The sequence below is a fragment of the Pseudomonas extremaustralis genome (assembly GCF_900102035.1).
GTDB lineage: Bacteria > Pseudomonadota > Gammaproteobacteria > Pseudomonadales > Pseudomonadaceae > Aquipseudomonas > Aquipseudomonas extremaustralis.
This window is the reverse complement of record NZ_LT629689.1, coordinates 4,513,051-4,535,292: the sequence shown is the minus strand read 5'-3', so window position 1 is coordinate 4,535,292 and position 22,242 is coordinate 4,513,051. Positions and strand designations below refer to the sequence as shown.

Annotated in this window: 17 protein-coding genes; 10 read left to right on the top strand and 7 right to left on the bottom strand. The window is 61.2% G+C overall.

Annotated features, from left to right (window positions below; genetic code table 11):
- Window positions 1-108: 108 nt before the first annotated feature.
- The 3 genes from ntrC to glnA all read right to left on the bottom strand — a co-directional run bounded on the left by ntrC (window position 109) and on the right by glnA (window position 4,359).
- Window positions 109-1,545 carry a nitrogen regulation protein NR(I) gene (gene ntrC / locus BLR63_RS20855; protein WP_010563143.1) on the bottom strand — a complete coding sequence of 479 codons (1,437 nt, stop codon included), beginning with the start codon at window positions 1,543-1,545 and terminating at the stop codon, window positions 109-111.
- Entirely contained in the window at window positions 1,542-2,627 is a 1,086-nt protein-coding gene (glnL, locus tag BLR63_RS20850) for a nitrogen regulation protein NR(II) (RefSeq protein ID WP_010563144.1), read from the bottom strand. Before glnL ends, ntrC begins: the two co-directional genes overlap by 4 nt.
- Window positions 2,628-2,952: 325 nt before the next feature.
- Window positions 2,953-4,359 (bottom strand): glutamate--ammonia ligase, encoded by a 1,407-nt coding sequence (glnA, locus tag BLR63_RS20845; protein WP_010563145.1) that lies wholly within the window; start codon window positions 4,357-4,359, stop codon window positions 2,953-2,955.
- A gap of 334 nt (window positions 4,360-4,693) precedes the next feature.
- Here glnA and thiI point away from each other — a divergent pair, with 334 nt between their 5' ends.
- Together thiI and typA are read left to right on the top strand one after the other, a co-directional pair.
- Window positions 4,694-6,148, top strand: coding sequence for a tRNA uracil 4-sulfurtransferase ThiI (thiI, locus tag BLR63_RS20835; protein WP_042946469.1), 1,455 nt, complete (start codon window positions 4,694-4,696; stop codon window positions 6,146-6,148).
- A gap of 139 nt (window positions 6,149-6,287) precedes the next feature.
- The gene (gene typA, locus BLR63_RS20830) at window positions 6,288-8,108 is read left to right on the top strand and encodes a translational GTPase TypA (RefSeq protein ID WP_010563147.1); all 1,821 of its coding nucleotides are present in this window, start codon (window positions 6,288-6,290) and stop codon (window positions 8,106-8,108) included.
- Between the two features lie 190 nt (window positions 8,109-8,298).
- On the opposite strand, the gene BLR63_RS20825 is transcribed toward typA, so the two are convergent.
- A complete protein-coding gene (locus tag BLR63_RS20825) occupies window positions 8,299-8,733 on the bottom strand; it encodes a YkgJ family cysteine cluster protein (RefSeq protein WP_003237464.1) in 435 nt (144 codons plus the stop codon).
- 236 nt (window positions 8,734-8,969) lie between these two features.
- Here BLR63_RS20825 and BLR63_RS20820 point away from each other — a divergent pair, with 236 nt between their 5' ends.
- From BLR63_RS20820 to BLR63_RS20805, 4 genes are all read left to right on the top strand, one after another.
- Complete coding sequence (locus BLR63_RS20820; RefSeq protein ID WP_010563148.1) at window positions 8,970-11,420, top strand: glycogen/starch/alpha-glucan phosphorylase; 2,451 nt, start codon at window positions 8,970-8,972, stop codon at window positions 11,418-11,420.
- Window positions 11,421-11,576: 156 nt separating this feature from the next.
- Window positions 11,577-15,098 (top strand): DUF2339 domain-containing protein, encoded by a 3,522-nt coding sequence (locus tag BLR63_RS20815; RefSeq protein WP_010563149.1) that lies wholly within the window; start codon window positions 11,577-11,579, stop codon window positions 15,096-15,098.
- A complete protein-coding gene (locus BLR63_RS20810) occupies window positions 15,098-16,450 on the top strand; it encodes a DUF3999 domain-containing protein (protein ID WP_042946502.1) in 1,353 nt (450 codons plus the stop codon). The genes BLR63_RS20815 and BLR63_RS20810 overlap by 1 nt, the downstream gene beginning before the upstream one ends.
- A gap of 108 nt (window positions 16,451-16,558) precedes the next feature.
- Entirely contained in the window at window positions 16,559-17,569 is a 1,011-nt protein-coding gene (locus BLR63_RS20805; RefSeq protein WP_010563151.1) for a class 1 fructose-bisphosphatase, read from the top strand.
- A gap of 50 nt (window positions 17,570-17,619) precedes the next feature.
- On the opposite strand, the gene BLR63_RS20800 is transcribed toward BLR63_RS20805, so the two are convergent.
- Together BLR63_RS20800 and BLR63_RS20795 are read right to left on the bottom strand one after the other, a co-directional pair.
- Entirely contained in the window at window positions 17,620-17,943 is a 324-nt protein-coding gene (locus BLR63_RS20800; RefSeq protein ID WP_010563152.1) for a type II toxin-antitoxin system RelE/ParE family toxin, read from the bottom strand.
- Window positions 17,940-18,212: a type II toxin-antitoxin system Phd/YefM family antitoxin gene (locus BLR63_RS20795; RefSeq protein WP_010563153.1), complete on the bottom strand. Its 273-nt coding sequence runs from the start codon at window positions 18,210-18,212 to the stop codon at window positions 17,940-17,942. The genes BLR63_RS20800 and BLR63_RS20795 overlap by 4 nt, the downstream gene beginning before the upstream one ends.
- A gap of 220 nt (window positions 18,213-18,432) precedes the next feature.
- Between BLR63_RS20795 and BLR63_RS20790 the strand changes: the two genes are divergently transcribed.
- Both BLR63_RS20790 and BLR63_RS20785 read left to right on the top strand, forming a co-directional pair.
- Window positions 18,433-18,687 (top strand): hypothetical protein, encoded by a 255-nt coding sequence (locus BLR63_RS20790; protein ID WP_010563154.1) that lies wholly within the window; start codon window positions 18,433-18,435, stop codon window positions 18,685-18,687.
- 30 nt (window positions 18,688-18,717) lie between these two features.
- Window positions 18,718-19,287, top strand: a complete 570-nt coding sequence (locus BLR63_RS20785) for a lipocalin family protein (RefSeq protein WP_010563155.1) — start codon at window positions 18,718-18,720, stop codon at window positions 19,285-19,287.
- Window positions 19,288-19,326: 39 nt separating this feature from the next.
- Here the strand turns inward: BLR63_RS20785 and BLR63_RS20780 are convergent, their stop codons facing one another.
- A complete protein-coding gene (locus BLR63_RS20780) occupies window positions 19,327-20,691 on the bottom strand; it encodes a formimidoylglutamate deiminase (protein ID WP_010563156.1) in 1,365 nt (454 codons plus the stop codon).
- Window positions 20,692-20,838: 147 nt separating this feature from the next.
- On the opposite strand from BLR63_RS20780, the gene hutC reads away from it, so the two are divergent.
- Both hutC and BLR63_RS20770 read left to right on the top strand, forming a co-directional pair.
- On the top strand, window positions 20,839-21,549 hold the full coding sequence (hutC, locus tag BLR63_RS20775; protein WP_231998191.1) for a histidine utilization repressor: 711 nt from the start codon (window positions 20,839-20,841) through the stop codon (window positions 21,547-21,549).
- Window positions 21,546-22,106, top strand: coding sequence for a HutD/Ves family protein (locus BLR63_RS20770; RefSeq protein ID WP_010563158.1), 561 nt, complete (start codon window positions 21,546-21,548; stop codon window positions 22,104-22,106). Before hutC ends, BLR63_RS20770 begins: the two co-directional genes overlap by 4 nt.
- Window positions 22,107-22,242 lie beyond the last annotated feature (136 nt).

The window sequence follows — 22,242 nt, the reverse complement described above, 5'->3', positions numbered from 1 at the left end:
CGATGCCGGTTCATGGTGCCTTGAAGCGGTGCATGGTCGCCAAACCTTGTGCAGATCCAAATGTGTGTGGGGCTTGCTCCCACATTAGCTCTTCAGTGGGCCTGAGATTCAGGCGTCGTCGCCCTCGTCGTCGTCACCACCGTCGACCTTCATCCCCAGTTCCTTGATCTTGCGCGTCAGGGTATTGCGGCCCCAGCCCAGCAGCACGGCGGCGTCGCGACGGCGACCGGCGGTGTGCTTGAGGGCGGTCTCGATCATGATCCGCTCGAAGGCCGGCACGGCGCTGTCCAACAGGTTCGACTGGCCGCGTGCCAGGGCCTGGTCGGCCCATTGGCGCAGCGCCTGTTCCCAGTTGGTCACGGGGGCCGAGTCTTGCGGCAGGCTGAGCAACTCCGGCGGCAGGTCGCCGATATGCACTTCGCGCCCGGATGCCATCACCGTGATCCAGCGGCAGGTGTTCTCCAGCTGGCGCACGTTGCCTGGCCACGGCAGGTTCTTGAGGTATTCCTCGGTCTCGCTTTTCAGCAGCTTGGGTTCGACCGCCAGTTCCTGGGCGGCGCGGCTGAGGAAGTGGCGGGCGAGGGTGGGGATGTCTTCACGACGGTCCGACATCCGTGGGATGTGGATACGGATCACGTTGAGGCGGTGAAACAAGTCCTCACGGAATTTGCCCGCGTGCACCAGGGTTTCCAGGTTCTGGTGGGTCGCCGCGATGATACGCACGTCGACCTTGACCGGCGTATGCCCGCCCACACGGTAGAACTCGCCGTCCGCCAGCACGCGCAGCAGACGGGTCTGGGTGTCGGCCGGCATGTCGCCGATTTCGTCGAGGAACAGCGTGCCACCGTCCGCCTGTTCAAAGCGCCCGCGTCGCAGGTTGGCAGCGCCGGTGAAGGCGCCTTTCTCGTGGCCGAACAGCTCCGACTCCATCAGGTCCTTGGGGATCGCCGCCATGTTCAGCGCGATGAACGGCGAGGCCGCCCGTGGGCTGTGACGGTGTAGGGCATGGGCCACCAGTTCTTTACCGGTGCCCGACTCGCCGTTGATCAGCACGGTGATGTTGGAGTGGCTCAAGCGCCCGATGGCGCGAAACACTTCCTGCATCGCCGGCGCTTCGCCGATGATTTCCGGGGTGCGGGTCAGGGCCGGCGGGGCTTCCTGGTTCTGTTGCTCCTGAGCGTGCTGGTTGGCGCGCTTGACCAGTGCGACGGCTTCATCCACGTCGAACGGCTTGGGCAGGTATTCGAAGGCGCCGCCCTGATAGGACGCCACCGCGCTGTCCAGGTCCGAGTGCGCGGTCATGATGATCACTGGCAGGCGCGGGTGCTGCTCGCGGATGCGCGCGAGCAAGTCCAGGCCGCTGGCGCCGGGCATGCGGATGTCGGAGATGATCACGTCGGGCTGCTGGCGCGCCAGGCGGCTCATTACCCCGTCAGCGCTGTCGAAGCTCTGGGTGGTCATGCCTTCCTGTTGCAAGGCTTTCTCGAGGACCCAGCGGATAGAACGGTCGTCATCGACGATCCACACAGTTTCACTACGGCTCATGTCGATGGGGCTCCTTGTTCCAGAGGCAGAAAGATCGAGAACGTGGTGTGGCCAGGATGGCTCTCACATTCGATCAGACCCTGGTGCTGGCTGATGATGTTCTGGGTAATGGCCAGGCCCAGCCCGGTACCGTCCGGGCGGCCGCTGACCATGGGAAAGAAAATGGTTTCCTGAAGTTCCGCAGGAATGCCTGGGCCGTTGTCGATGATCTCGACCTTGGTCACCAGGCGATGGCGCACATGGCCAATGGTGAACTGGCGCAGGGCGCGGGTGCGCAGGGTGATGCGGCCCAGGCGCAGCTCGTTCTGGCTGCTGATGGCCTGCATGGCGTTGCGCACGATGTTGAGCACTGCCTGGATCATCTGTTCGCGGTCGATCAATACATCCGGGATGCTCGGGTCGTAGTCACGCACCAAGGTGATGCAACCCTGGCTTTCGGCCTCGACCAGTTGGCAAACGCGTTCGAGTACCTCATGCACGTTGGTCATCGCCAGCGACGGCAGCTTGTTGGAGCCGAGCATGCGGTCCACCAGGTTACGCAGGCGGTCGGCTTCTTCGATGATGACGTTGGTGTAGTCCTTGAGGTGCTCGTCCGGCAGCTCGCGCGCCAGCAGCTGCGCCGCGCCGCGAATCCCGCCGAGGGGGTTCTTGATCTCATGGGCCAGGCCGCGCACCAGCATCTTGCTGGTTTCCTGTTTGGACAACTGCGCTTCTTCCTTGGTGATGCGCAGCAGGCGGTCGCGGGGGTGTACTTCGAGCAGCAGCAGCGTAGCGCCATTGCTCAGGATCGGGGTCACGGCGTAGTCGACCGTCAGGGTCTGGCCGGTCAGGGCCGTCAGCATCGCTTCGCGCTTGGTGAACGGGTGCGCCTGCTCCACCGCCTGGCGCAACGAGCTCAAGGCTTCGGCCGACTCGGTGAACAGCTCGCTGATGAACTGCCCATGGCTGCGCTGGCCGCTGATGGCCAGGAGCATCTCCGCCGCCGGGTTCATGTACTCAAGGCGCAGGTCGGCATTGAGCAGGATGGTCGCGGTGGTCAGGTTGTCGAGTAACAAACGGTGCAGTGCATCGCTGATGGTCATCAGGACCTCTTTTGGAGCAAGGCGCGCGCTTGAGGCACACGCTGATACAAGGAAAATGCAAAAACCAAACCAAGGCTCCGAAAAGAAGCGTCGAAGCCCTGAAATAAGGGTTTGAGGCACAAAACTGTGGCGTTCTGCCAGCTTGCTCGGGAAGTTCCGAACCAAAATGGGCTGGGCAGGTGGGCAAGGTGCAACCCGTCGCACCAATATAGTGCTGATTTGAACAGTCTGTTCAGGAAGGGGTGAGCGCACGTTTTGCGCGGGCAAAAAAAAGACCTCCCGAGGGAGGTCTTTTCGTCACGCCACGTTACGCAGCGCTACCGGATCAGCAGCTGTAGTACAGCTCGTATTCCAGTGGGTGTACGAAGGTGCGAACCTTGATTTCTTCTTCGCTTTTCAGGCCGATGTAAGCGTCGATGAAGTCGTCGCTGAACACGCCGCCTTTGGTCAGGAACGCACGGCCCTTGTCCAGCTCTTCCAGGGCTTCTTTCAGGCTGCCACACACTTGTGGGATCTCTTTGGCCTCTTCAGGCGGCAGGTCGTACAAGTTTTTGTCGGCGGCGTCGCCAGGGTGGATCTTGTTCTGGATGCCGTCCAGGCCAGCCATCAGCAGGGCAGCGAAGGCCAGGTATGGGTTGGCTGCCGGGTCCGGGAAGCGAGCTTCGATACGGCGAGCGCGAGGGCTGGACACGTAAGGAATACGGATCGAGGCGGAACGGTTACGGGCCGAGTAGGCCAGCATTACCGGTGCTTCGAAGCCAGGTACCAGACGCTTGTAGGAGTTGGTCGACGGGTTGGTGAAGCCGTTCAGGGCCTTACCGTGCTTGATGATGCCGCCGATGAAGTACAGGGCGGTGTCGGACAGGCCGGCATAACCTTCGCCAGCGAAGGTGTTCTTGCCATCTTTGGCGATGGACAGGTGAACGTGCATACCCGAACCGTTATCGCCGTACAGAGGCTTAGGCATGAAGGTCGCGGTACGGCCGTAGGCAACGGCGGTGTTGTGTACGCAGTACTTCAGGGTCTGGACTTCGTCAGCCTTGTTCACCAGGGTGTTGAACTTCACACCGATTTCGTTCTGGCCGGCAGTGGCCACTTCGTGGTGATGCACTTCGATGACCAGGCCCATGTCTTCCATGGCGTTGCACATGGAGGTACGGATTTCGTGGTCGTGGTCGAACGGTGGAACCGGGAAGTAACCGCCTTTGATACCTGGACGGTGGCCATGGTTGCCGCCTTCCACGTCCTGGTCGGACATCCACGAACCTTGTTCGGAGTAGATCTTGAACATGGAACCGGAGATATCGGACTTGAACTTCACTTCGTCGAAGATGAAGAATTCTGGTTCTGGGCCGACGAATACGGTGTCGCCGATACCGGTGGACTTCAGGTATTCCTCGGCGCGCTTGGCGATCGCACGTGGGTCGCGGTCGTAGCCTTGCATGGTCGAAGGCTCGATCACGTCGCACACCAGGATCAGGGTGGCTTCTTCGGTGAACGGGTCCAGCACGGCAGTGCTGTCGTCCGGCATCAGGATCATGTCGGAGGCTTCGATGCCTTTCCAGCCAGCAATGGAGGAACCGTCGAACATTTTGCCTTCTTCGAAGAAAGCTTCATCCAGCGCGTCGCGAGCCGGCATGGTCACGTGGTGCTGAGTGCCTTTGGTGTCCGTGAAGCGCAGATCAATCCATTTAACGTCATGATCTTTGATGAGTTGAACCGACTTCGACATAGTGTCCTCCGGGTGGCTTCGGGCTGGGGTAGTGGAGTTAGCCCTTAGAATGTGGGTGATGCCGGCGCGGATAGTCCGCCATGGCAACCTGCCTCACAAGAGAGCAAATTGCATGCCAGTGCGCCAACATGGGTTTTTTGCTCCAAAAGCGCCTCTATATAGGTGCGTGGCGACAAAAGCCGAAAAATAGCGCACCGCAATGTGGCGCATCGCTCTCTCTATGCACTCATATGGTGCGAGTGCAGTGCGATGCATATTAACTGGTTAAACCTTGAGCGATTTCCGCTATAATCCGCGCCCCCCTTTTTCGGCAGGCCCTGCGCGCGCTGTTTCCATGAAATTAATCGTTAAAGTGTTCCCCGAGATCACCATCAAAAGCCGACCGGTACGGATGCGTTTCATCCGTCAGTTGGCCAAGAACATCCGTGCCGTGCTCCGCGATCTGGACCCGGCTGTGGTGGTGAACGGCGTGTGGGACAACCTCGAGCTGGAAACCCGTGTCACCGACCCTAAAGCCTTGAAGGACATGACCGAGCGCCTGAGCTGCATGCCGGGCATCGCGCACTTCCTGCAGGTGGACGAGTACCCGCTGGGCGACTTCGACGACATCACCGAGAAGTGCAAACTGCACTTCGGCAGTGAGTTGGAAGGCAAGATTTTTTCGGTGCGTTGCAAGCGTGCCGGCAAGCATCCATTCAGCTCCATGGATGTCGAGAAATACGTCGGCAGCAAGCTGCGTCGCGAGTGCGGCGCCGCCGGAATTTCCCTGAAAGCGCCGCAAATTGAAGTGCGCATGGAAATTCGCGACCAACGGTTGTTTGTGATCCACAGCCAGCACAACAGCATCGGCGGCTACCCGCTGGGTGCCCTGGAACAGACCCTGGTCTTGATGTCCGGCGGTTTCGATTCCACGGTGGCGGCCTACCAGATCATGCGGCGCGGCCTGATGAGCCACTTCTGCTTCTTCAATCTGGGCGGGCGTGCACACGAATTGGGCGTGATGGAAGTCGCGCACTACATCTGGAAAAAATACGGCAGCTCCCAGCGCGTGCTATTTGTGAGCGTGCCGTTCGAGGAAGTCCTCGGCGAAATTCTCGGTAAAGTCGATAACAGTCATATGGGCGTAGTATTGAAGCGTATGATGTTGCGCGCTGCGTCCCGAATCGCCGATCAATTGCAGATCGACGCGTTGGTGACCGGTGAAGCGATCTCCCAGGTTTCCAGCCAGACGCTGCCGAACCTGTCGCTCATCGATTGCGTGACCGAGAAGCTGGTGCTGCGGCCGCTGATCGCCAGCCACAAGCAGGACATCATCGACCTGGCAGAACAGATCGGCACCGCCGACTTTGCCAAGCACATGCCTGAATATTGCGGGGTCATTTCGGTGAACCCCAAGACCCACGCCAAGCGCAACCGCGTGGAGTACGAAGAACAACAGTTTGATATGGCGATTCTGGAGCGTGCGCTCGAGAACGCCAAACTGGTCCCGATCGATCGTGTCATCGACGAACTGGGCCAGGATCTGCGGATCGAAGAAGTCAGTGAAGCCCTGGCCGGTCAGATCGTCATCGACATCCGTCACCCGGATGCCGCTGAGGACGAGCCGCTGGACATCCCTGGCATCGACGTACAAACGCTGCCGTTTTATGCATTGAACGCGCGTTTCAAGGAACTGGATAACAGCCGTCAGTACCTGCTGTATTGCGACAAAGGCGTGATGAGTCGCCTGCATGCCCACCATTTGCTCAGTGAGGGGCATGCCAATGTGCGCGTTTATCGACCGAGCTAAGAGCCCGGGGCTGTTTGCCTGTGGCCTGCGTCACCGGCCCCCCGACTCTGCCGTCAAGCTGTAACGGCAAGGCCTGACTCTACTGTTAATCGCTGCCACGACCTGTCAGCACACCGAATCCTCTGATCGAGATACACAAGTGATCGAAAATCTACGTAACATCGCCATCATTGCTCACGTTGACCACGGTAAAACCACCCTGGTAGACAAACTCTTGCGTCAATCCGGCACCCTGGAGCGCAACGAGCTCAACGACGAGCGCGTGATGGACTCCAACGACCAGGAAAAAGAGCGCGGTATTACCATCCTGGCTAAAAACACCGCTATCAACTGGAACGGCTACCACATCAACATCGTGGACACCCCGGGCCACGCCGACTTCGGCGGCGAAGTAGAACGCGTGATGTCGATGGTCGACTCCGTGCTGCTGCTGGTTGACGCTCAAGACGGCCCTATGCCGCAAACCCGTTTCGTGACCAAGAAGGCTTTCGAAGCCGGCCTGCGTCCGATCGTGTGCATCAACAAGGTCGACCGTCCAGGCGCGCGTCCTGATTGGGTTCTGGACCAGATCTTCGATCTGTTCGACAACCTGGGTGCTACCGAAGAACAGCTGGACTTCCAAGTGATCTACGCCTCGGCCCTGAACGGCATCGCCGGTCTGGATCACACCGACATGGCCGAAGACATGACCCCGCTGTACCAGGCCATCGTTGACCACGTTCCACCACCGAAGGTTGACCGTGACGGTCCGTTCCAGATGCAAATCTCGGCACTGGACTACAACAGCTTCCTGGGTGTTATCGGTGTTGGCCGTATCGCCCGTGGCAGCGTCAAGCCGAACACCCCGGTTGTCGCTATCGGCGCCGACGGCAAGAAGCGCAACGGTCGTATCCTGAAGCTGATGGGTCACCACGGCCTGCACCGTATCGACGTTGAAGAAGCTTTCGCCGGCGACATCGTGTGCGTCAGCGGCATGGACTCGCTGTTCATCTCCGACACCCTGTGCCAGCCGGACACTGTCGAGGCGATGAAGCCTCTGACCGTCGACGAGCCAACCGTTTCCATGACCTTCCAGGTAAACGACTCGCCTTTCTGCGGTAAAGAAGGCAAGTTCGTGACTTCCCGTAACATCAAGGAACGTCTGGACAAAGAGCTGCTGTACAACGTGGCACTGCGCGTTGAAGAAGGCGACTCGGCTGACAAGTTCAAGGTTTCCGGCCGTGGTGAGCTGCACCTCTCGGTACTGATCGAAACCATGCGTCGCGAAGGCTTCGAAATGGGCGTTGGTCGTCCTGAAGTGATCATCCGTACCGTTGACGGCGTGAAGCAGGAACCGTTTGAAAACGTGACCATCGATACCCCTGAAGAATCCCAGGGCAAGGTCATGGAAGAGATGGGCCTGCGTAAAGGCGACCTGACCAACATGGTGCCGGATGGCAAAGGCCGTGTACGTCTGGAATACAACATCCCTGCTCGTGGTCTGATCGGTTTCCGTAACCAGTTCCTGACCCTGACCAACGGTGCTGGCATCCTGACCTCGATCTTTGATCGCTACGACACCATGAAGTCCGGCGACATGTCCGGCCGTCAGAACGGTGTTCTGGTTTCGGTTGAAACCGGCAAGGCACTGACCTACTCCCTGGAAACCCTCCAGGCGCGTGGCAAGCTGTTCGTTGAACACGGTCAAGAGATCTACAACGGTCAGATCGTTGGTCTGAACAGCCGTGACAACGACATGGGCGTCAACCCAACCAAAGGCAAGAAGCTCGACAACATGCGTGCTTCGGGTAAAGACGAAACCATCGCTCTGGTCCCACCTGTTCGCTTCACCCTGGAACAGGCCCTGGAATTCATCCAGGACGACGAGCTGTGCGAAGTCACGCCTAAGTCGATCCGCCTGCGTAAGAAGATCCTGGACGAAGGCGAGCGTACCCGCGCTGCCAAGAAAGCCAAGAACTGAGTTAACTCAGGCTGAATGAAAAACGCCCCCGGTCGAAAGGCCGGGGGCGTTTTTTTATGCCTGCAGGTTTTGTGCTGAATATGCCGGCCCTATCGGGGGCAAGCCCCACATTTTGAAGGCGTTCACAAATCAAAACCGTGGGAGGGGGCTTGCCCCCGATAGGGCCCTTGAGAGCCCTGCAAAACGTGGATCAGAACTTATCGAGAGTCTTGAAATTGGTCTCGCGCACCACTTCCTTGGGCTTGTACGCGCAATACCCCGGCCGCGGGCCGATTTTCGGGTGGTTGCGGCAGGTGTCCGGGCGCTTGTCATAAATAGTGCAGAAGCGCGTCTTACGATCGAGGTACAGGCAGTCGTTGTTGCTCATGCGCTGCAGGGTAAATATTTCGGATTTGGAGTTGAAGCGCTCGACGATGCCTTCCTTCTGCAAGCGCTTGGCGATGTTCTTCGGCGGGTCGCCGCGCTCGAACTCATCGACGATGCCAATGCGGATCAGGTCCTTGATCTTCACCTCGACCGGCAGCGTGCAGCAGCTGGACACGCAGCCGCCGCACATGTGGGCAGAATATTTCTGCCAGGTTTCGAGACGGTCGAGTTCCGCGGCGGCGATCAGTTGAGGCTTCATCAGGGTTCCAAGGTGGGGCAGTATCCGGGCGCGGGATCATACCGGGATGGGTGATTTTTTGAACAATATTTTCTGATTTTCAGCCCGAAGGCGGTTCGGTCGTTGAACAGGCACGACCCCTGCATCAAATTCCCACAAATGTGAATGAGTTAAAAAACTGCCGAACCAGAGTGTTTGCCATCGGTCAGACCGACTAGGCTCTAGCAACTCCTTCAATCTCGCTCGAGGTCGCATCGATGTCTCAGGAACCGCTTGCACGAGAAGCAGAGGTAGCCGCATTTCGCGATGCTGTCTTGACCAAACTCACCTACGCGGTGGGCAAAGACCCGGATCATGCCTTCGACCATGACTGGTTCGAAGCCATTGCCCTGGCCGCCCGCGACCAGATGGTCGACCACTGGATGGACCATACGCGGCGTATCTACCGCAAAGGCCAGAAGCGGGTTTATTACCTCTCCCTGGAATTTCTCATCGGCCGCCTGCTCTACGACAGCCTGAGCAACCTCGGCGTGCTGGAGATCGCTCGCGAAGCCCTGGCCGAGCTCGGTGTGGACCTCGAGCGCATCCGTGTGCTGGAGCCCGACGCGGCGCTCGGCAACGGTGGCCTGGGCCGTCTGGCCGCCTGCTTCATGGAAAGCATGTCGACCCTGGGCATTGCCGGCCACGGTTATGGCATCCGCTATGAACACGGGCTGTTCCGCCAGGCGATCGTCGATGGCTGGCAGCAGGAGCAAACCGAACGCTGGCTGGATTTCGGCAACCCATGGGAGTTCGAGCGCGCCGAGGTGATTTACCCGATTGGCTTCGGCGGCAGCGTCCAGACCGTGCCGGATGCTTCCGGCAAGATGATCCAGGTCTGGGCGCCCAACGAAACCGTGCGCGCCGTGGCCTACGACACCCCAGTGGTCGGCTGGCGCGGTGCCAGCGTCAACACCCTGCGGTTGTGGCGTGCGCGCGCCGTGGAAGACCTGCACCTGGAGCGTTTCAACGCCGGCGACCACTTGGGCGCCGTCGCCGAGGTGGCCCGCGCCGAGAGCATCTCCCGTGTGCTTTACCCGGCCGACAGCACCGAAGCGGGGCAGGAACTGCGGCTGCGCCAGGAATACTTCTTCGTCGCCGCCTCTTTGCAGGACCTGCTGCGCCGCCACAAGAACATGCACGGCTCGGTACTCAGCCTGGGCGAACACGCAGCGATCCAGCTCAACGACACCCACCCGTCGATCGCCGTCGCCGAGTTGATGCGCCAGCTGGTCGATCTGCACGATGTTCCGTGGGACGCCGCGTGGGATGTCACGGTGGAAACCCTGTCGTACACCAACCACACCCTGTTGCCCGAAGCCTTGGAAACCTGGCCGGTCGGTCTGATGGAGCGCATGTTGCCGCGGCACATGCAGATCATCTACCTGATCAACGCGCAGCACATCGATTCGCTGCGGGCCAAGGGCATCCACGATTTCGACGTGCTGCGCGCGGTGTCGCTGATCGAAGAAGACAACGGCCGCCGCGTGCGCATGGGCAACCTGGCGTTCCTCGGCTCCCATAGCGTCAACGGCGTGTCCGGCTTGCACACCCAACTGATGCGCAGCACGGTGTTCTCCGAACTGCACAAGTTGTATCCAGAGCGCATCAACAACAAAACCAACGGCATCACCTTCCGCCGCTGGCTGTACCAGGCCAACCCGAAACTCACCGACATGCTGGTGGACGCGCTGGGCCCGGACATCCTCGACACCATGGAAACGCGCCTGACGGAGTTGGAGACCTTCGCCGAGAAACAGGCCTTCCGCAAAGCGTTCGCCGAGCAGCGTCTGCACAGCAAGCGTGCCCTGGCCGAGATCATCCACGAGCGCCTGGGCATTGCGGTCAACCCGGCGGCGATGTTCGACGTGCAGGTCAAGCGCATTCACGAATACAAGCGCCAACTGCTCAACCTGTTGCACACCGTCGCGCTGTACCAGGCGATCCGCGCCGAGCCGGGCACCGATTGGGTGCCGCGGGTGAAGATCTTTGCGGGCAAGGCGGCTGCCAGTTATCACCAGGCCAAGCTGATCATCAAGCTGACCAACGACATCGCGCGCACCGTCAACAACGACCCGACCGTGCGCGGCTTGCTCAAAGTGGTGTTCCTGCCCAACTACAACGTCAGCCTGGCCGAAAGCATCATCCCGGCGGCGGACTTGTCGGAGCAGATCTCCACGGCCGGCTTCGAGGCGTCGGGTACCAGCAACATGAAGTTCGGCCTCAACGGCGCGCTGACCATCGGCACCATGGACGGCGCCAACGTGGAGATGCACGAGCGCGTGGGCGGCGAGCACATGTTTATCTTCGGCCTCAGTGCGCAGCAGGTGGAGGCGCGCAAACATGCCGGCGAGTTCAATGCCGGGCCGGACATCGCGGCGTCCCATCGTCTGAACGATGTGCTCCAGGCGATTCGCGGCGGGGTGTTCTCGCCAGATGATCCGGGCCGTTATGTGGGCTTGATCGACGGGCTGATCGACTACGATCGCTTCCTGGTATGCGCCGATTTCGACGCCTACTGGGAAGCGCAGGCGCGGGTCGAAGCGCACTGGCATGACTCCAAGGAGTGGTGGCGTTCGGCGGTGCTCAATACCGCGCGGATGGGGTGGTTCTCGTCGGACCGCACGATCCGCGAGTACGCCACCGAGATCTGGAAAGCGTTGGACTAAGCACCGCAAACCCAAATGTGGGAGGGGGCTTGCTCCCGATGGCGGGGTGTCAGTTTGCAGAGATGTCGACTGGTATACCGCTATCGAGAGCAAGCCCCCTCCCACATTGGGCCCGCGTCGATATACTGGGCGCCGGTTTGCTCAGGGATATCGACCATGCAATGGATTTTCATGCTGATTGGCCTCGCGCTCGGCTGGACGCTCGATGAGTCGTTCGGCGATGCGGGCATCGGTGCGCTGTTGGGGTTGGGCATCGGACAGGCGATTCGTCTGACCAAGCTTGCGGCACAGGCGCAACAACAGGCTCATCAGTTGGAGTCCACGCAAAAGGCGCTGATTGCCCTGGGTGAACGCCTGCGGCAACTCGAGGTGCCTGCGCCGACGAGCCAGGTCATTGTCGAACCGCCTGTTCCCGAGCCGATGCCGGCCACTCCGGCCACCGAACTGGTTTGGGAGCTGCCCCCCGAACTGGCGCCCGTGGCCATGGTCACCGAACCCAGTCAGCCGCTGCCGGCGGATGCCTGGGCACCGGCGCCCACGCCTGCGCCTGCCAAAGCACCTGCCGCTCCTCGCGGCCCTAACCTGATCGAACGCGCCATCCGCGGCGCACGCAATTGGCTGTTCGGCGGCAATACCGTGCTGCGTGTGGGCGTGGTGCTGCTGTTTCTCGGCCTGGCGTTCCTGCTGCGCTATGCCACCGAAGGCATGGTGGTGCCGATCGAACTGCGTTACGCCGGGGTCGCCGCCGCCGCCTTGGGCCTGCTGGGCCTGGGCTGGTGGCTGCGGCTGCGCAACAGCAATTACGGCTTGATGCTGCAAGGCACCGGTATTGCGGTGCTGTATCTGACGGTGTTTGCCGCGATGCGCCTGCACCCGTTGATCGACCCGAGCGCGGCGCTGGGCCTGCTGGTGGCGGTCACGGTGTTCTCGGCGATTCTGGCGATTACCCAGGATGCGTTGGGGCTGGCCTGCGCGGCGGCGCTTGGCGGTTTTGCCGCGCCGATTCTGACCTCGACCGGCGCCGGCAACCATGTGGCACTGTTCAGTTACTTCGCCTTGCTCAACGCCGGCATCCTCGCCATCGCCTGGTTCAAGGCGTGGCGCTTGCTCAACCTGATCGGTTTTGTCGGCACCTTCGGCATCGGCTTCGCCTGGGGCCTGCGTTCGTATGCCCCGCAGCTGCTGTGGAGCACCGAGCCGTTCCTGATCGGGTTTTTCTTGATGTACCTGGCGATCGGCCTGCTGTTCACCCGGCGTAAATTGCTGGAAATGAACGACGCGCCCGAGAACGACAGCCGCGAGGCGCTGCTGCGCTGGTCGGCAGCCAAGGGCGATTATGTCGACGGCAGCCTGTTGTTCGGCCCGCCGCTGGTGGGCTTTGGCTTGCAGTTCGCGTTGGTGCAGCACCTGGAGTTCGCCGCCGCGTTCAGTGCGCTCGGCCTGGGCATTATCTACATGGGCCTGGCCCGCCTGCTCAGTGGCGGGCGCGCCTTGTTGCTGGCGGAAACCTGCCTGGCCTTGGGGGTGATCTTTGCCAGCCTGGCCATCCCCCTGGGCCTGGATGCGCGCTGGACCGCCGCCGCCTGGGCGGTGGAAGGCGCCGGGATTTTCTGGCTCGGCTTGCGTCAGCAGCGCCCGTTGGCGCGGGCGTTTGGCGTGTTGCTGCAAGTGGGCTCGGCGCTGGCGTTCCTCAGCGAACTGCGCATCGGCGAACACACTTTGCTCAATGGCGCGCCCTTGGGTGCGCTGCTGCTCGGCGCCGCGTTGTTGTTCAGTTTCGAGCAGTTGCGCCAAGCGTCGCCGCAGCACACCGCCGAGTGGGAACGCCGAGGCCTGCCAGTGCTCGCCAGCCTTGGCCTGAGCTTTCTGTACCTGCTCGCGCCGTTGCTGTTGCAGACCCAAGGCACCGCCATCAGTTGGGCAATCGCCGGTCTGGTGACGCTGTTGATCGGCCTGCGCATCGGCTCGCGCACCTTTTTGTTCACCGCGTTCGGCGTGCAGTTGCTGGGCGGTGCGTTGTTCCTGCTGCGCTTGCAGGGCGGTGACGGCGCGGCGGTATTCAGCGCGGGCTGGAGCGGTTTGCTGACGGCATCGTTGATCGGCCTGGCCCTGATCGGCGGCATGCTGCTGGCGGCCCGCGACGAGACGGTGCGCAGTGATGCGCGGCTGTTGCGTGGGTTGTCGTTGGTGCTGCTGGCCGGCCTGGCGTTGATCAACCTGGCTGTGCTGTTCGTGCTGCCTTGGGACAGCGCCAGCGGGGTGTGGGCGGCCAGTGGTTTGCTGATCATCTGGTTGAGCCTGTACCTGCAACAGCGCGTCAGTTTTGTGTTCGGTCTGCTGCTGCAACTGATCGGCGGTGCTTCGTTCCTGCTGGCGGTGCCGGAACTGCTCGGGCCGTTGAGCCAGGAAGGTTTGCGTCCGCTGGGGCACAGCGGTTTCTGGACGCCGATGGTGTTGGGCCTGGCCGCTCTGGTCGGCGCCTGGCGCTTGCAGCGTGAACCCCATGCGCCGGTGTTTGCGGTGCTGAAACTGCAACGGCTGTCGGACCTGTTGCTGGTGTGGGGCGCGGCGTGGTGGGCCGTGGCGCTGATCGGCGAAGTGCTGCGATTTGTTCCCGGCGCACTGCAAGGCTCGTTCCTGTTGGGTATCGCGGCTGTGAGCGTGGCGATCTGGACGCTGTTGGCACAGCGTCTGCGCTGGGCTTCGCTGGGTATGCTCTGCACGCTGCTGATGCCGGCGGCGGGCGCGGTGTTGCTGGTGTCTGCCCATGATTACTATCACCCGGCGGCGCAGTTCGGCTGGTTGGCCTGGCTGGCGGTGTTCGGCGTGCATTTCATCTCGCTGCGCCGCTTGGCGACGGTGGCCGGGGCCAGGGTCTTGAGCGTTGCCCATGTGCTGGGTTGCTGGATGTTGATCGGCGTGCTGGCGCTGGAGTTGCGCTACGGCCTGTTGTTGCTGTCGAGCGAATACAACGCCTGGCGCTGGCTGGGCTGGGCGATTCTGCCGAGCCTGTACCTGGTGCTGGCAGCTGCGCCACGTGCTTGGCCGTGGCCGGTGTCGGCTTATCCGCGTGAATACCGCGTGCTGGCGGCCCTGCCGCTGGCAGTGTTGATGCTGGGTTGGTTCTGGCTGGCGAACAGTTTCAGCGACGGCACCGCCACGCCGTTGCCTTATGTGCCGCTGCTCAGTCCGTTGGATCTGGGCCTGTTGTTTGCGCTGCTGGGTGTGTACTTGTGGTCGCGCGGCGTGGCGCCGCAACGCGGAGCACGGGCTGAACTGGTCGCCCAGGCGGTCGCGGGCATTTCGCTGTTTGCCTTCTTCACGGCCTTGGTGATGCGCGCGGCCCACCATTGGGGGGGCGTGCCCTTCCATCTGGATGCATTGCTGGCGTCGATGCTGGTTCAGGCGGGTCTGTCGATTGTCTGGACCCTGATCGCCCTCGGCCTGATGATCGGCGGCCACCTGCGTCATCGTCGCGAAGTGTGGCTGATCGGTGCGGCGTTGATTGCCGTGGTGGTGGCCAAGCTGTTTTTTGTCGAGCTGAGCAACCGTGGCGGGCTGGCGCGGATCGTGTCGTTCATTGGCGTGGGCGGGCTGTTGTTGGTGGTGGGTTACTTTGCGCCGCTGCCGCCCAAGCGCGCCGAACCTGTGTCGGAAACTGAAGGAGCATCCTCTTGATCGGTAAGTTGAGCCTGGCCGTGCTGGGCGTGTGTACGGCATTGTCGGCGTGGGGCCAGGAGACGCCCGCCGACTTCAGCGTGCAGGTGCCGCTGGCGGTGAGTGGCAATGGTCCGTGGTATCGCCTGGAGTTGCCGCTGTCGGTGCAGTTGGCGGCGCGTCAGGCGGATCTGAGCGATGTGCGCGTGTTCAACGCCGCCGGTGAGCCGCAAGCCTATGCGCTGTCGCGTCAGCCCGCCGAACGTACCGAAAACCGCCACGTCACCGATGTGAAGTGGTTCCCGCTATACGCCGCCGACGCCCGTGAATCGGTACCTGGCGTGACGCTCAAGGCCACTGCGGAAGGCACCTTGGTGGAGGTCAAACCGTCTTCGGCAGCGAAGCCCGGCCAGCAGGTGCTGCGCGGCTGGGTGCTGGATGCCAGCGCGATCAAGGCCCCGCTGCAGCAACTGACCCTGGACTGGAGCCACGAGCAGGAAGGTTTCCAGCGTTTCAGCATCGAGGCCAGCGATGACTTGCAGCATTGGGACGCCTGGGGCGATGGGCAAGTGGCGCGCTTGTCGTTTGCCGATGAGCGGGTCGAGCAGCACGACGTCAGCCTGCCGGGGCGTGTGACGCGTTACCTGCGCCTGGTGTGGCAAGGCCAGGCGGCGCCGCTGCTGACCTCGGCCAAGTTGGTGAGCGCGTCCAGCAGCAGCCAGCCGCTGCCGTTGGTGTGGTCGCAACCGTTGGCGGGCACGCGGCTCGAGGCCGGTGAGTACAGTTGGCAGTTGCCGGTGGGTCTGAATGTCGAGCGGTTGCGTATCGAACTCAAGCAGCCTAACAGTCTGGCGCCGGTGACTTTGGCGGGGCGTCGCGACAGCCATCAGGCCTGGCAGCCGTTGAGCAATGGTTTGCTCTACCGCCTGACCCAGAACGGTCAGGACGTGGTGCAGGATGAGTTGCGCTTGCCGGGCCAGGTGGTCAACCAGCTCAAACTGCAGGTGGACGAGCGCGGCGGCGGCCTGGGTGTCGAAGCGCCGGCCCTGCGGTTTGCGGTGCGCGCCACGCAGTTGGTGTTCCTGGCGCGGGGTGAGCCGCCGTTCACCCTGGCGCTGGGCAACGGTTCGGTGAAGGCGGCGAATTTGCCGCTGTCGACGCTGATCCCCGATGGCGGCGCCGAGCGCCTCAAGGCGTTGGGCCAGGCCACGTTGGCGGGGGAGGTGGCCGTCGCATCGCCGGTCGTCGCCGTATCGCCGGCAGCCGGCACCGACTGGAAGAAGCTCGGTCTATGGGCCGTGCTCCTGCTGGGTGTGGCGGCGCTGGGGGCGATGGCCTTCAGTTTGCTGCGCAAGCCCCCGGCGGTACGTTAAATAAAGTCCATGAACTCTATTGGGTTTAAATCCTCTGATTAGAGGCAATCAGCCCAGACTCGCGCTAAACTGCGCGGGTTTTCAGCCCCCCATTCTCCGGAGCCTTCCATGTCCCGCGTTACCTTGAGTCGCTATTTGATTGAGCAGACCCGCAGCAACAACACGCCTGCCGATCTGCGCTTCCTGATCGAAGTGGTCGCGCGTGCTTGCAAGGAAATCAGCCACGCTGTGTCCAAAGGCGCACTGGGTGGCGTCCTGGGTAGCATGGGCACTGAAAACGTGCAGGGCGAAGTGCAGAAGAAACTCGACGTCATCTCCAACGAGATCCTGCTCGAAGCCAACGAATGGGGCGGTCACCTGGCCGGCATGGCGTCCGAAGAAATGGACAATGCCTACCAGATCCCGGGCAAATACCCGAAAGGCGCCTACCTGCTGGTGTTCGACCCACTGGACGGTTCGTCCAACATCGACATCAACGCCCCGGTCGGCACCATCTTCTCGGTACTGCGTTGCCCGAACGAACACCTGAGCCAGAACGAAGCCCTGAACGAAAAGGCCTTCCTGCAACCAGGCACCCAGCAAGTCGCCGCCGGCTATGCGATCTACGGCCCACAGACCATGCTGGTGCTGACCCTGGGCGACGGCGTCAAAGGCTTCACCCTGGACCGCGAAATGGGCAGTTTCGTCCTGACCCACGAAGACATCACCATTCCTGTTTCCACCCAGGAATTTGCGATCAACATGTCCAACCAGCGCCACTGGGAAGAACCGGTCAAGCGTTACGTCAACGAGTTGATGGAAGGCGAAGAAGGCCCGTTGAAGAAGAACTTCAACATGCGCTGGGTCGCGGCGATGGTTGCCGACGTACACCGCATCCTGACCCGTGGCGGCGTGTTCATGTACCCGCGCGACAGCCGCGAGCCGTCCAAACCGGGCAAACTGCGCCTGATGTACGAAGCCAACCCGATGTCGTTCCTGGTTGAGCAGGCGGGCGGTGTGTCCACCGACGGCCACCAGCGCATCCTCGACATCCAGCCAGAAGGCCTGCACCAGCGTGTGGCGGTGTTCCTGGGTTCGAAGGAAGAAGTTGAGCGTGTGACCGGTTATCACAAGCAGTAAAACCTTGTGATCAGAAGAGGCCCCGAAATGCGAAAGCGTTCCGGGGCTTTTTATTGCATGAGTTTCTTTAACAGCAGGGCCTGCAGGTTTTTTCGCGTATCAGCAATGATGTGGATATACACAGTCTGATCACGGATTTCATAGATGATCCGGTTCATTCCACTGATGATTTGTCGGTACTGGCTCAGATTGAGCTGCTCGATTTCTTCCGGTATGAAGCCCGCGTAAGGTTGCGTTTCCAGGTGGCGAATAGCCTGCTTCAAGGCTTCGTAGGTCTGTTGCCAGGTCGACGCAGAGAATTGTCGGATGAGGTATGACTTGATGTCTTTAAGGTCGTTTTTTGCCGAGTGCAGAATCACAACCCTGGACGTCATTGAGCGTCGTCCTTATCCAGTTCGGCGAACACGTCCTCCATCGCTTGAAACTGGCCCTGTTCAATCTGGCGATTGCCCAACGCCAACAGCTTTAGCAAGGCCATGGTTTCTGCTTGCTCTTCAAAGCTTTTCACATCCATCACCACCAGCTTCGCCTCTCCGTTCTGAGTGATCACCAGCGGTTCTCGGCTTTCTGTGAGCGTTTTAACAATTTCAGCGGTATGGCTTTTCAAATAGCTGATCGGTTTGATCTGGGATGAAAACTTCATGGGTTGACCCTTGCTCGGCAATGGGACTGATTTTAGTCCTTATTCGGTCTTGTGTAGCGCGGCCGCGACGAAAGGAGGATTTGGTCATTTAAAAATGTGCTCAAAATGGCCTCAACGCAGAAAAAAGAAATACCACCCCTTGTCGGGAACCAGACACCTGTTTCCCCTTCTAAGCTTCTGGCAGATACCCACGCTGCTTTGTCCCTCCAGGAGTTTTTCCATGTCGTTACGCCGTCTCGCTTTGCTGGCTTTTTGCGTGCTGTTGGCCGCTTGCAGCAAGATCAACCAAGAAAACTACGCGAAGTTGTCGGCTGGTATGGCCAAGGCCGAGGTGGAGTCGCTGTTGGGCAAGCCGACCGATTGTTCCGGCGCGCTGGGCATGTCCAGCTGCACCTGGGGCGATAAAAACAGCTTTATCAGCGTTCAATATGCCGGTGACAAGGTTCTGATGTTTTCCGGGCAAGGCCTGAAGTAAACCGGGGCGAAAGCCTGCGGGAGAAGAAGAATGATGCGTTTTGTTGTGTTCCTTTGCGCCAGCCTGTTTTTGGCGGGCTGCGCCAGCCATTCTGGCGATGATCTACAACCCAAGACCGCTGGTAGCGTCAACCTCAAGCGCTACCAGGGCACGTGGTATGAATTGGCGCGATTGCCGATGTACTTCCAGCGCAACTGCGCACAGTCCGAAGCCCGCTACACGTTGCTGCCCGATGGCGATATGTCGGTGTTCAACCGCTGCCTGACCAGCGACTGGAAGTGGGAAGAAGCCAAGGGCACGGCCACGCCGCAAGTGCCGGGCAAGACCGACAAGCTCTGGGTGGAATTCAATAACTGGTTCACGTCGCTGCTGCCGGGCGTCGCCAAGGGGGATTACTGGGTGCTGTACGTCAGCGATGACTACAAGACCGCCCTCGTCGGCAGCCCGAACCGGCGCTATATGTGGATCCTGTCGCGCACGCCGACGGTCAGCGCCGACACCCGCGAAGATCTGCTGAGCCGGGCGCGGCAGCAGGGGTATGACACCACACGCTTGATCTGGCGCACGTCGGACAAGCAGATGGCCAAGACCTCGCAATAACCCAAAACCTGAGCCGGCAAGCCGGCTCAGGTTTTTGCGTTATCCCAATAGTTCTCGCAACACCTGGGTAAATGCGCGGCTGCTGTCTTCTTCGCCGGCATGCCGCCCGTCCCGCACCACCCACTGGCCGTTGACCAGCACATCGCGCACTTGGCGATCACCGCCGGCGAACAGCCAGCGATTGAGAATCCCGTCATCGGTCGCGGTGGCCAGGTACGGATCGTTGCCGTCCAGCACGACCCAATCCGCACGTTTCCCTACTTCCAACCGACCGACCGGCTGCCCCAGTGCCTGGGCGCCGCCGTCCAGCGCGGCATCGAACAGCGTGCGGCCCACCATCGGCTGATCGCTGCGATACAAGCGGTTGCGCCGTTGATCGCGCAGGCGCTGGCCGTATTCCAACCAGCGCAGTTCCTCCACCACGCTCAGCGACACATGGCTATCGGAGCCGATGCCCATGCGCCCGCCCTGGGCCAGAAACTCCACCGCCGGGAAAATCCCGTCGCCCAGGTTGGCTTCGGTGGTCAGGCACAGGCCGGCAATCGCGCGGCTCTTGGCCATGCGCGTGACTTCGTCGGGGTCGGCATGGGTGGCGTGCACCAGGCACCAGCGTTCATTGACCTCGACATTGTCGTACAGCCATTGCAGCGGGCGTTTGCCGCTCCAGGCCAGGCAGTCGTCGACTTCTTTCCGCTGCTCAGCGATGTGGATATGCACCGGGCAAGCCGGGTCGCTGGCGGCGAGGACATCGGTGATTTGTTGCGGGGTCACGGCGCGCAGGGAGTGAAAGCACAGCCCCAGTTGCTGGGCCGGTTGCGCCGCGAGGATCGGTTGCAGGCGCGCTTGCAGGTCCAGGTACTGTTCGGTGCTGTTGATAAACCGTCGCTGGCCGTCATTGGGCGCCTGGCCGCCGAACCCGGAATGGGTGTAGAGCACCGGCAGCAACGTCAGGCCGATGCCGCTGCTGGCGGCCGCCTGGCTGATCTGGCGTGACAGTTCCGTACGGTCGGCGTACGGCTGGCCGTCGGCGTCGTGGTGCACGTAGTGAAATTCGGCCACCGAGGTGTAGCCGGCCTTGAGCATCTCGATATACAGCTGGCGAGCGATGATGTGCAGCTGCGCCGGGTTGATCTTGCCGACCATGCGGTACATCAAGTCCCGCCAGGTCCAGAAACTGTCATTGGGGTTGCCGGCCACTTCGGCCAAACCCGCCATGGCGCGCTGGAAGGCATGGGAATGCAGGTTCGGCATGCCCGCCAATACCGGGCCCCTGAGCCGTTCGGCGGCGTCTGCGCTGGCGTTGGCCTCCACCTGTGTCAGCCGCCCATCGGCGCCGACTTCAAAGCGTACATCGTTGGCCCATCCAGTAGGCAGCAGCGCGCGTTCGGCAAAGAAAGCGGACATGATCAGAACACTCCGGTCGTGTGTTTATTTGTATATACATATACAGACGTTTGCCTGCTCGGTAAACTCCGGCAATCTATGCGTCTTTTCCCCCTGCAAGGATTCCCCGTGCCGACTCCGCCCGCCAAGTCTTCACTGGCTGCCCACATGGACGAAAGTCCGGCGCCCTTGTACGCCCGCGTCAAACAGATGATCAGCCAGCAGATCCTCAACGGTAACTGGCCACCCCATTACCGCGTGCCGTCCGAGAGCGAGCTGGTCAGCCAGTTGGGCTTCAGCCGCATGACCATCAACCGCGCCCTGCGCGAACTCACCGCCGAAGGGTTGCTGGTGCGTATGCAAGGCGTGGGCACCTTTGTCGCTGAGCCCAAGAGCCAGTCGGCGTTGTTCGAAGTGCACAACATTGCCGATGAGATCGCCTCCCGCGGACATCGGCATACCTGCCAGGTCATCACCCTGGGCGAAGAGGCCGCCGGTTCCGAACGCGCCGTCGCCCTGGAAATGCGTGAAGGCGGCCGAGTGTTCCATTCGCTGATCGTGCATTACGAAAACGACATTCCCGTGCAAATCGAAGACCGTTTCGTCAACGCCCTGGTCGCGCCGGATTACCTGCAACAGGATTTCACCCAGCAAACCCCCTACGCCTATTTGAACCAAGTCGCGCCGCTGACCGAAGGCGAGCATGTGGTCGAAGCGATCCTCGCCGATGCGGCCGAGTGCGAGTTGCTGCAGATCGAGCCGAGCGAACCGTGTCTGTTGATTCGCCGGCGCACCTGGTCCGGTCGCCAGCCGGTGACTGCCGCGCGTTTGATCCACCCCGGTTCGCGCCATAGCCTGGAAGGACGTTTCAGTAAATGAGTGCCGTGAAAGTCTGGCGCGCCGCCGATTACGTGCGCATGCCATGGAAAAACGGCGGCGGCAGTACCGAAGAAATCAGCCGCGACGCCGGCACCGGCCTGGATGGCTTCGGCTGGCGCCTGTCGATTGCCGATATCGCCGAGTCGGGCGGGTTTTCCACCTTCGCCGGTTACCAGCGCGTGATCACCGTGATCAAAGGCGCGGGCATGGTACTCACCGTCGATGGCGAGGAGCAGCGTGGGTTGCTGCCGCTGCAGCCATTCGCCTTCAAGGGCGACAGCCAAGTGTCGTGCCGCCTGATCACCGGGCCGATCCGCGATTTCAACCTGATCTACTCGCCCCAGCGTTATCACGCGCGGTTGCAGTGGATCGACGGCACGCAACGCTTTTTCAGCACTGCGCAGACCGTGCTGGTGTTCAGCGTGGCGGATGAAGTGAAGGTGCTGGACCAGATGCTGGGCCATCACGACTGCCTGCAAGTGGACGGTAACGCTGGCTTGCTGGATATCTCCGTCACCGGCCGTTGCTGCATCATCGAACTGACCGAACGCGGTTAAAAACGGTGGGAGGGAGCAAGCCCCCTCCCACATTTGTTTCCCATTGTTCTTGCGATCTGTTTCCAGCCTTCCGCACCACTTTGTTACCTAACGCCCCAGCGTGGCGCAAAACCACGCGGTTGTGACAAGCCTTCCT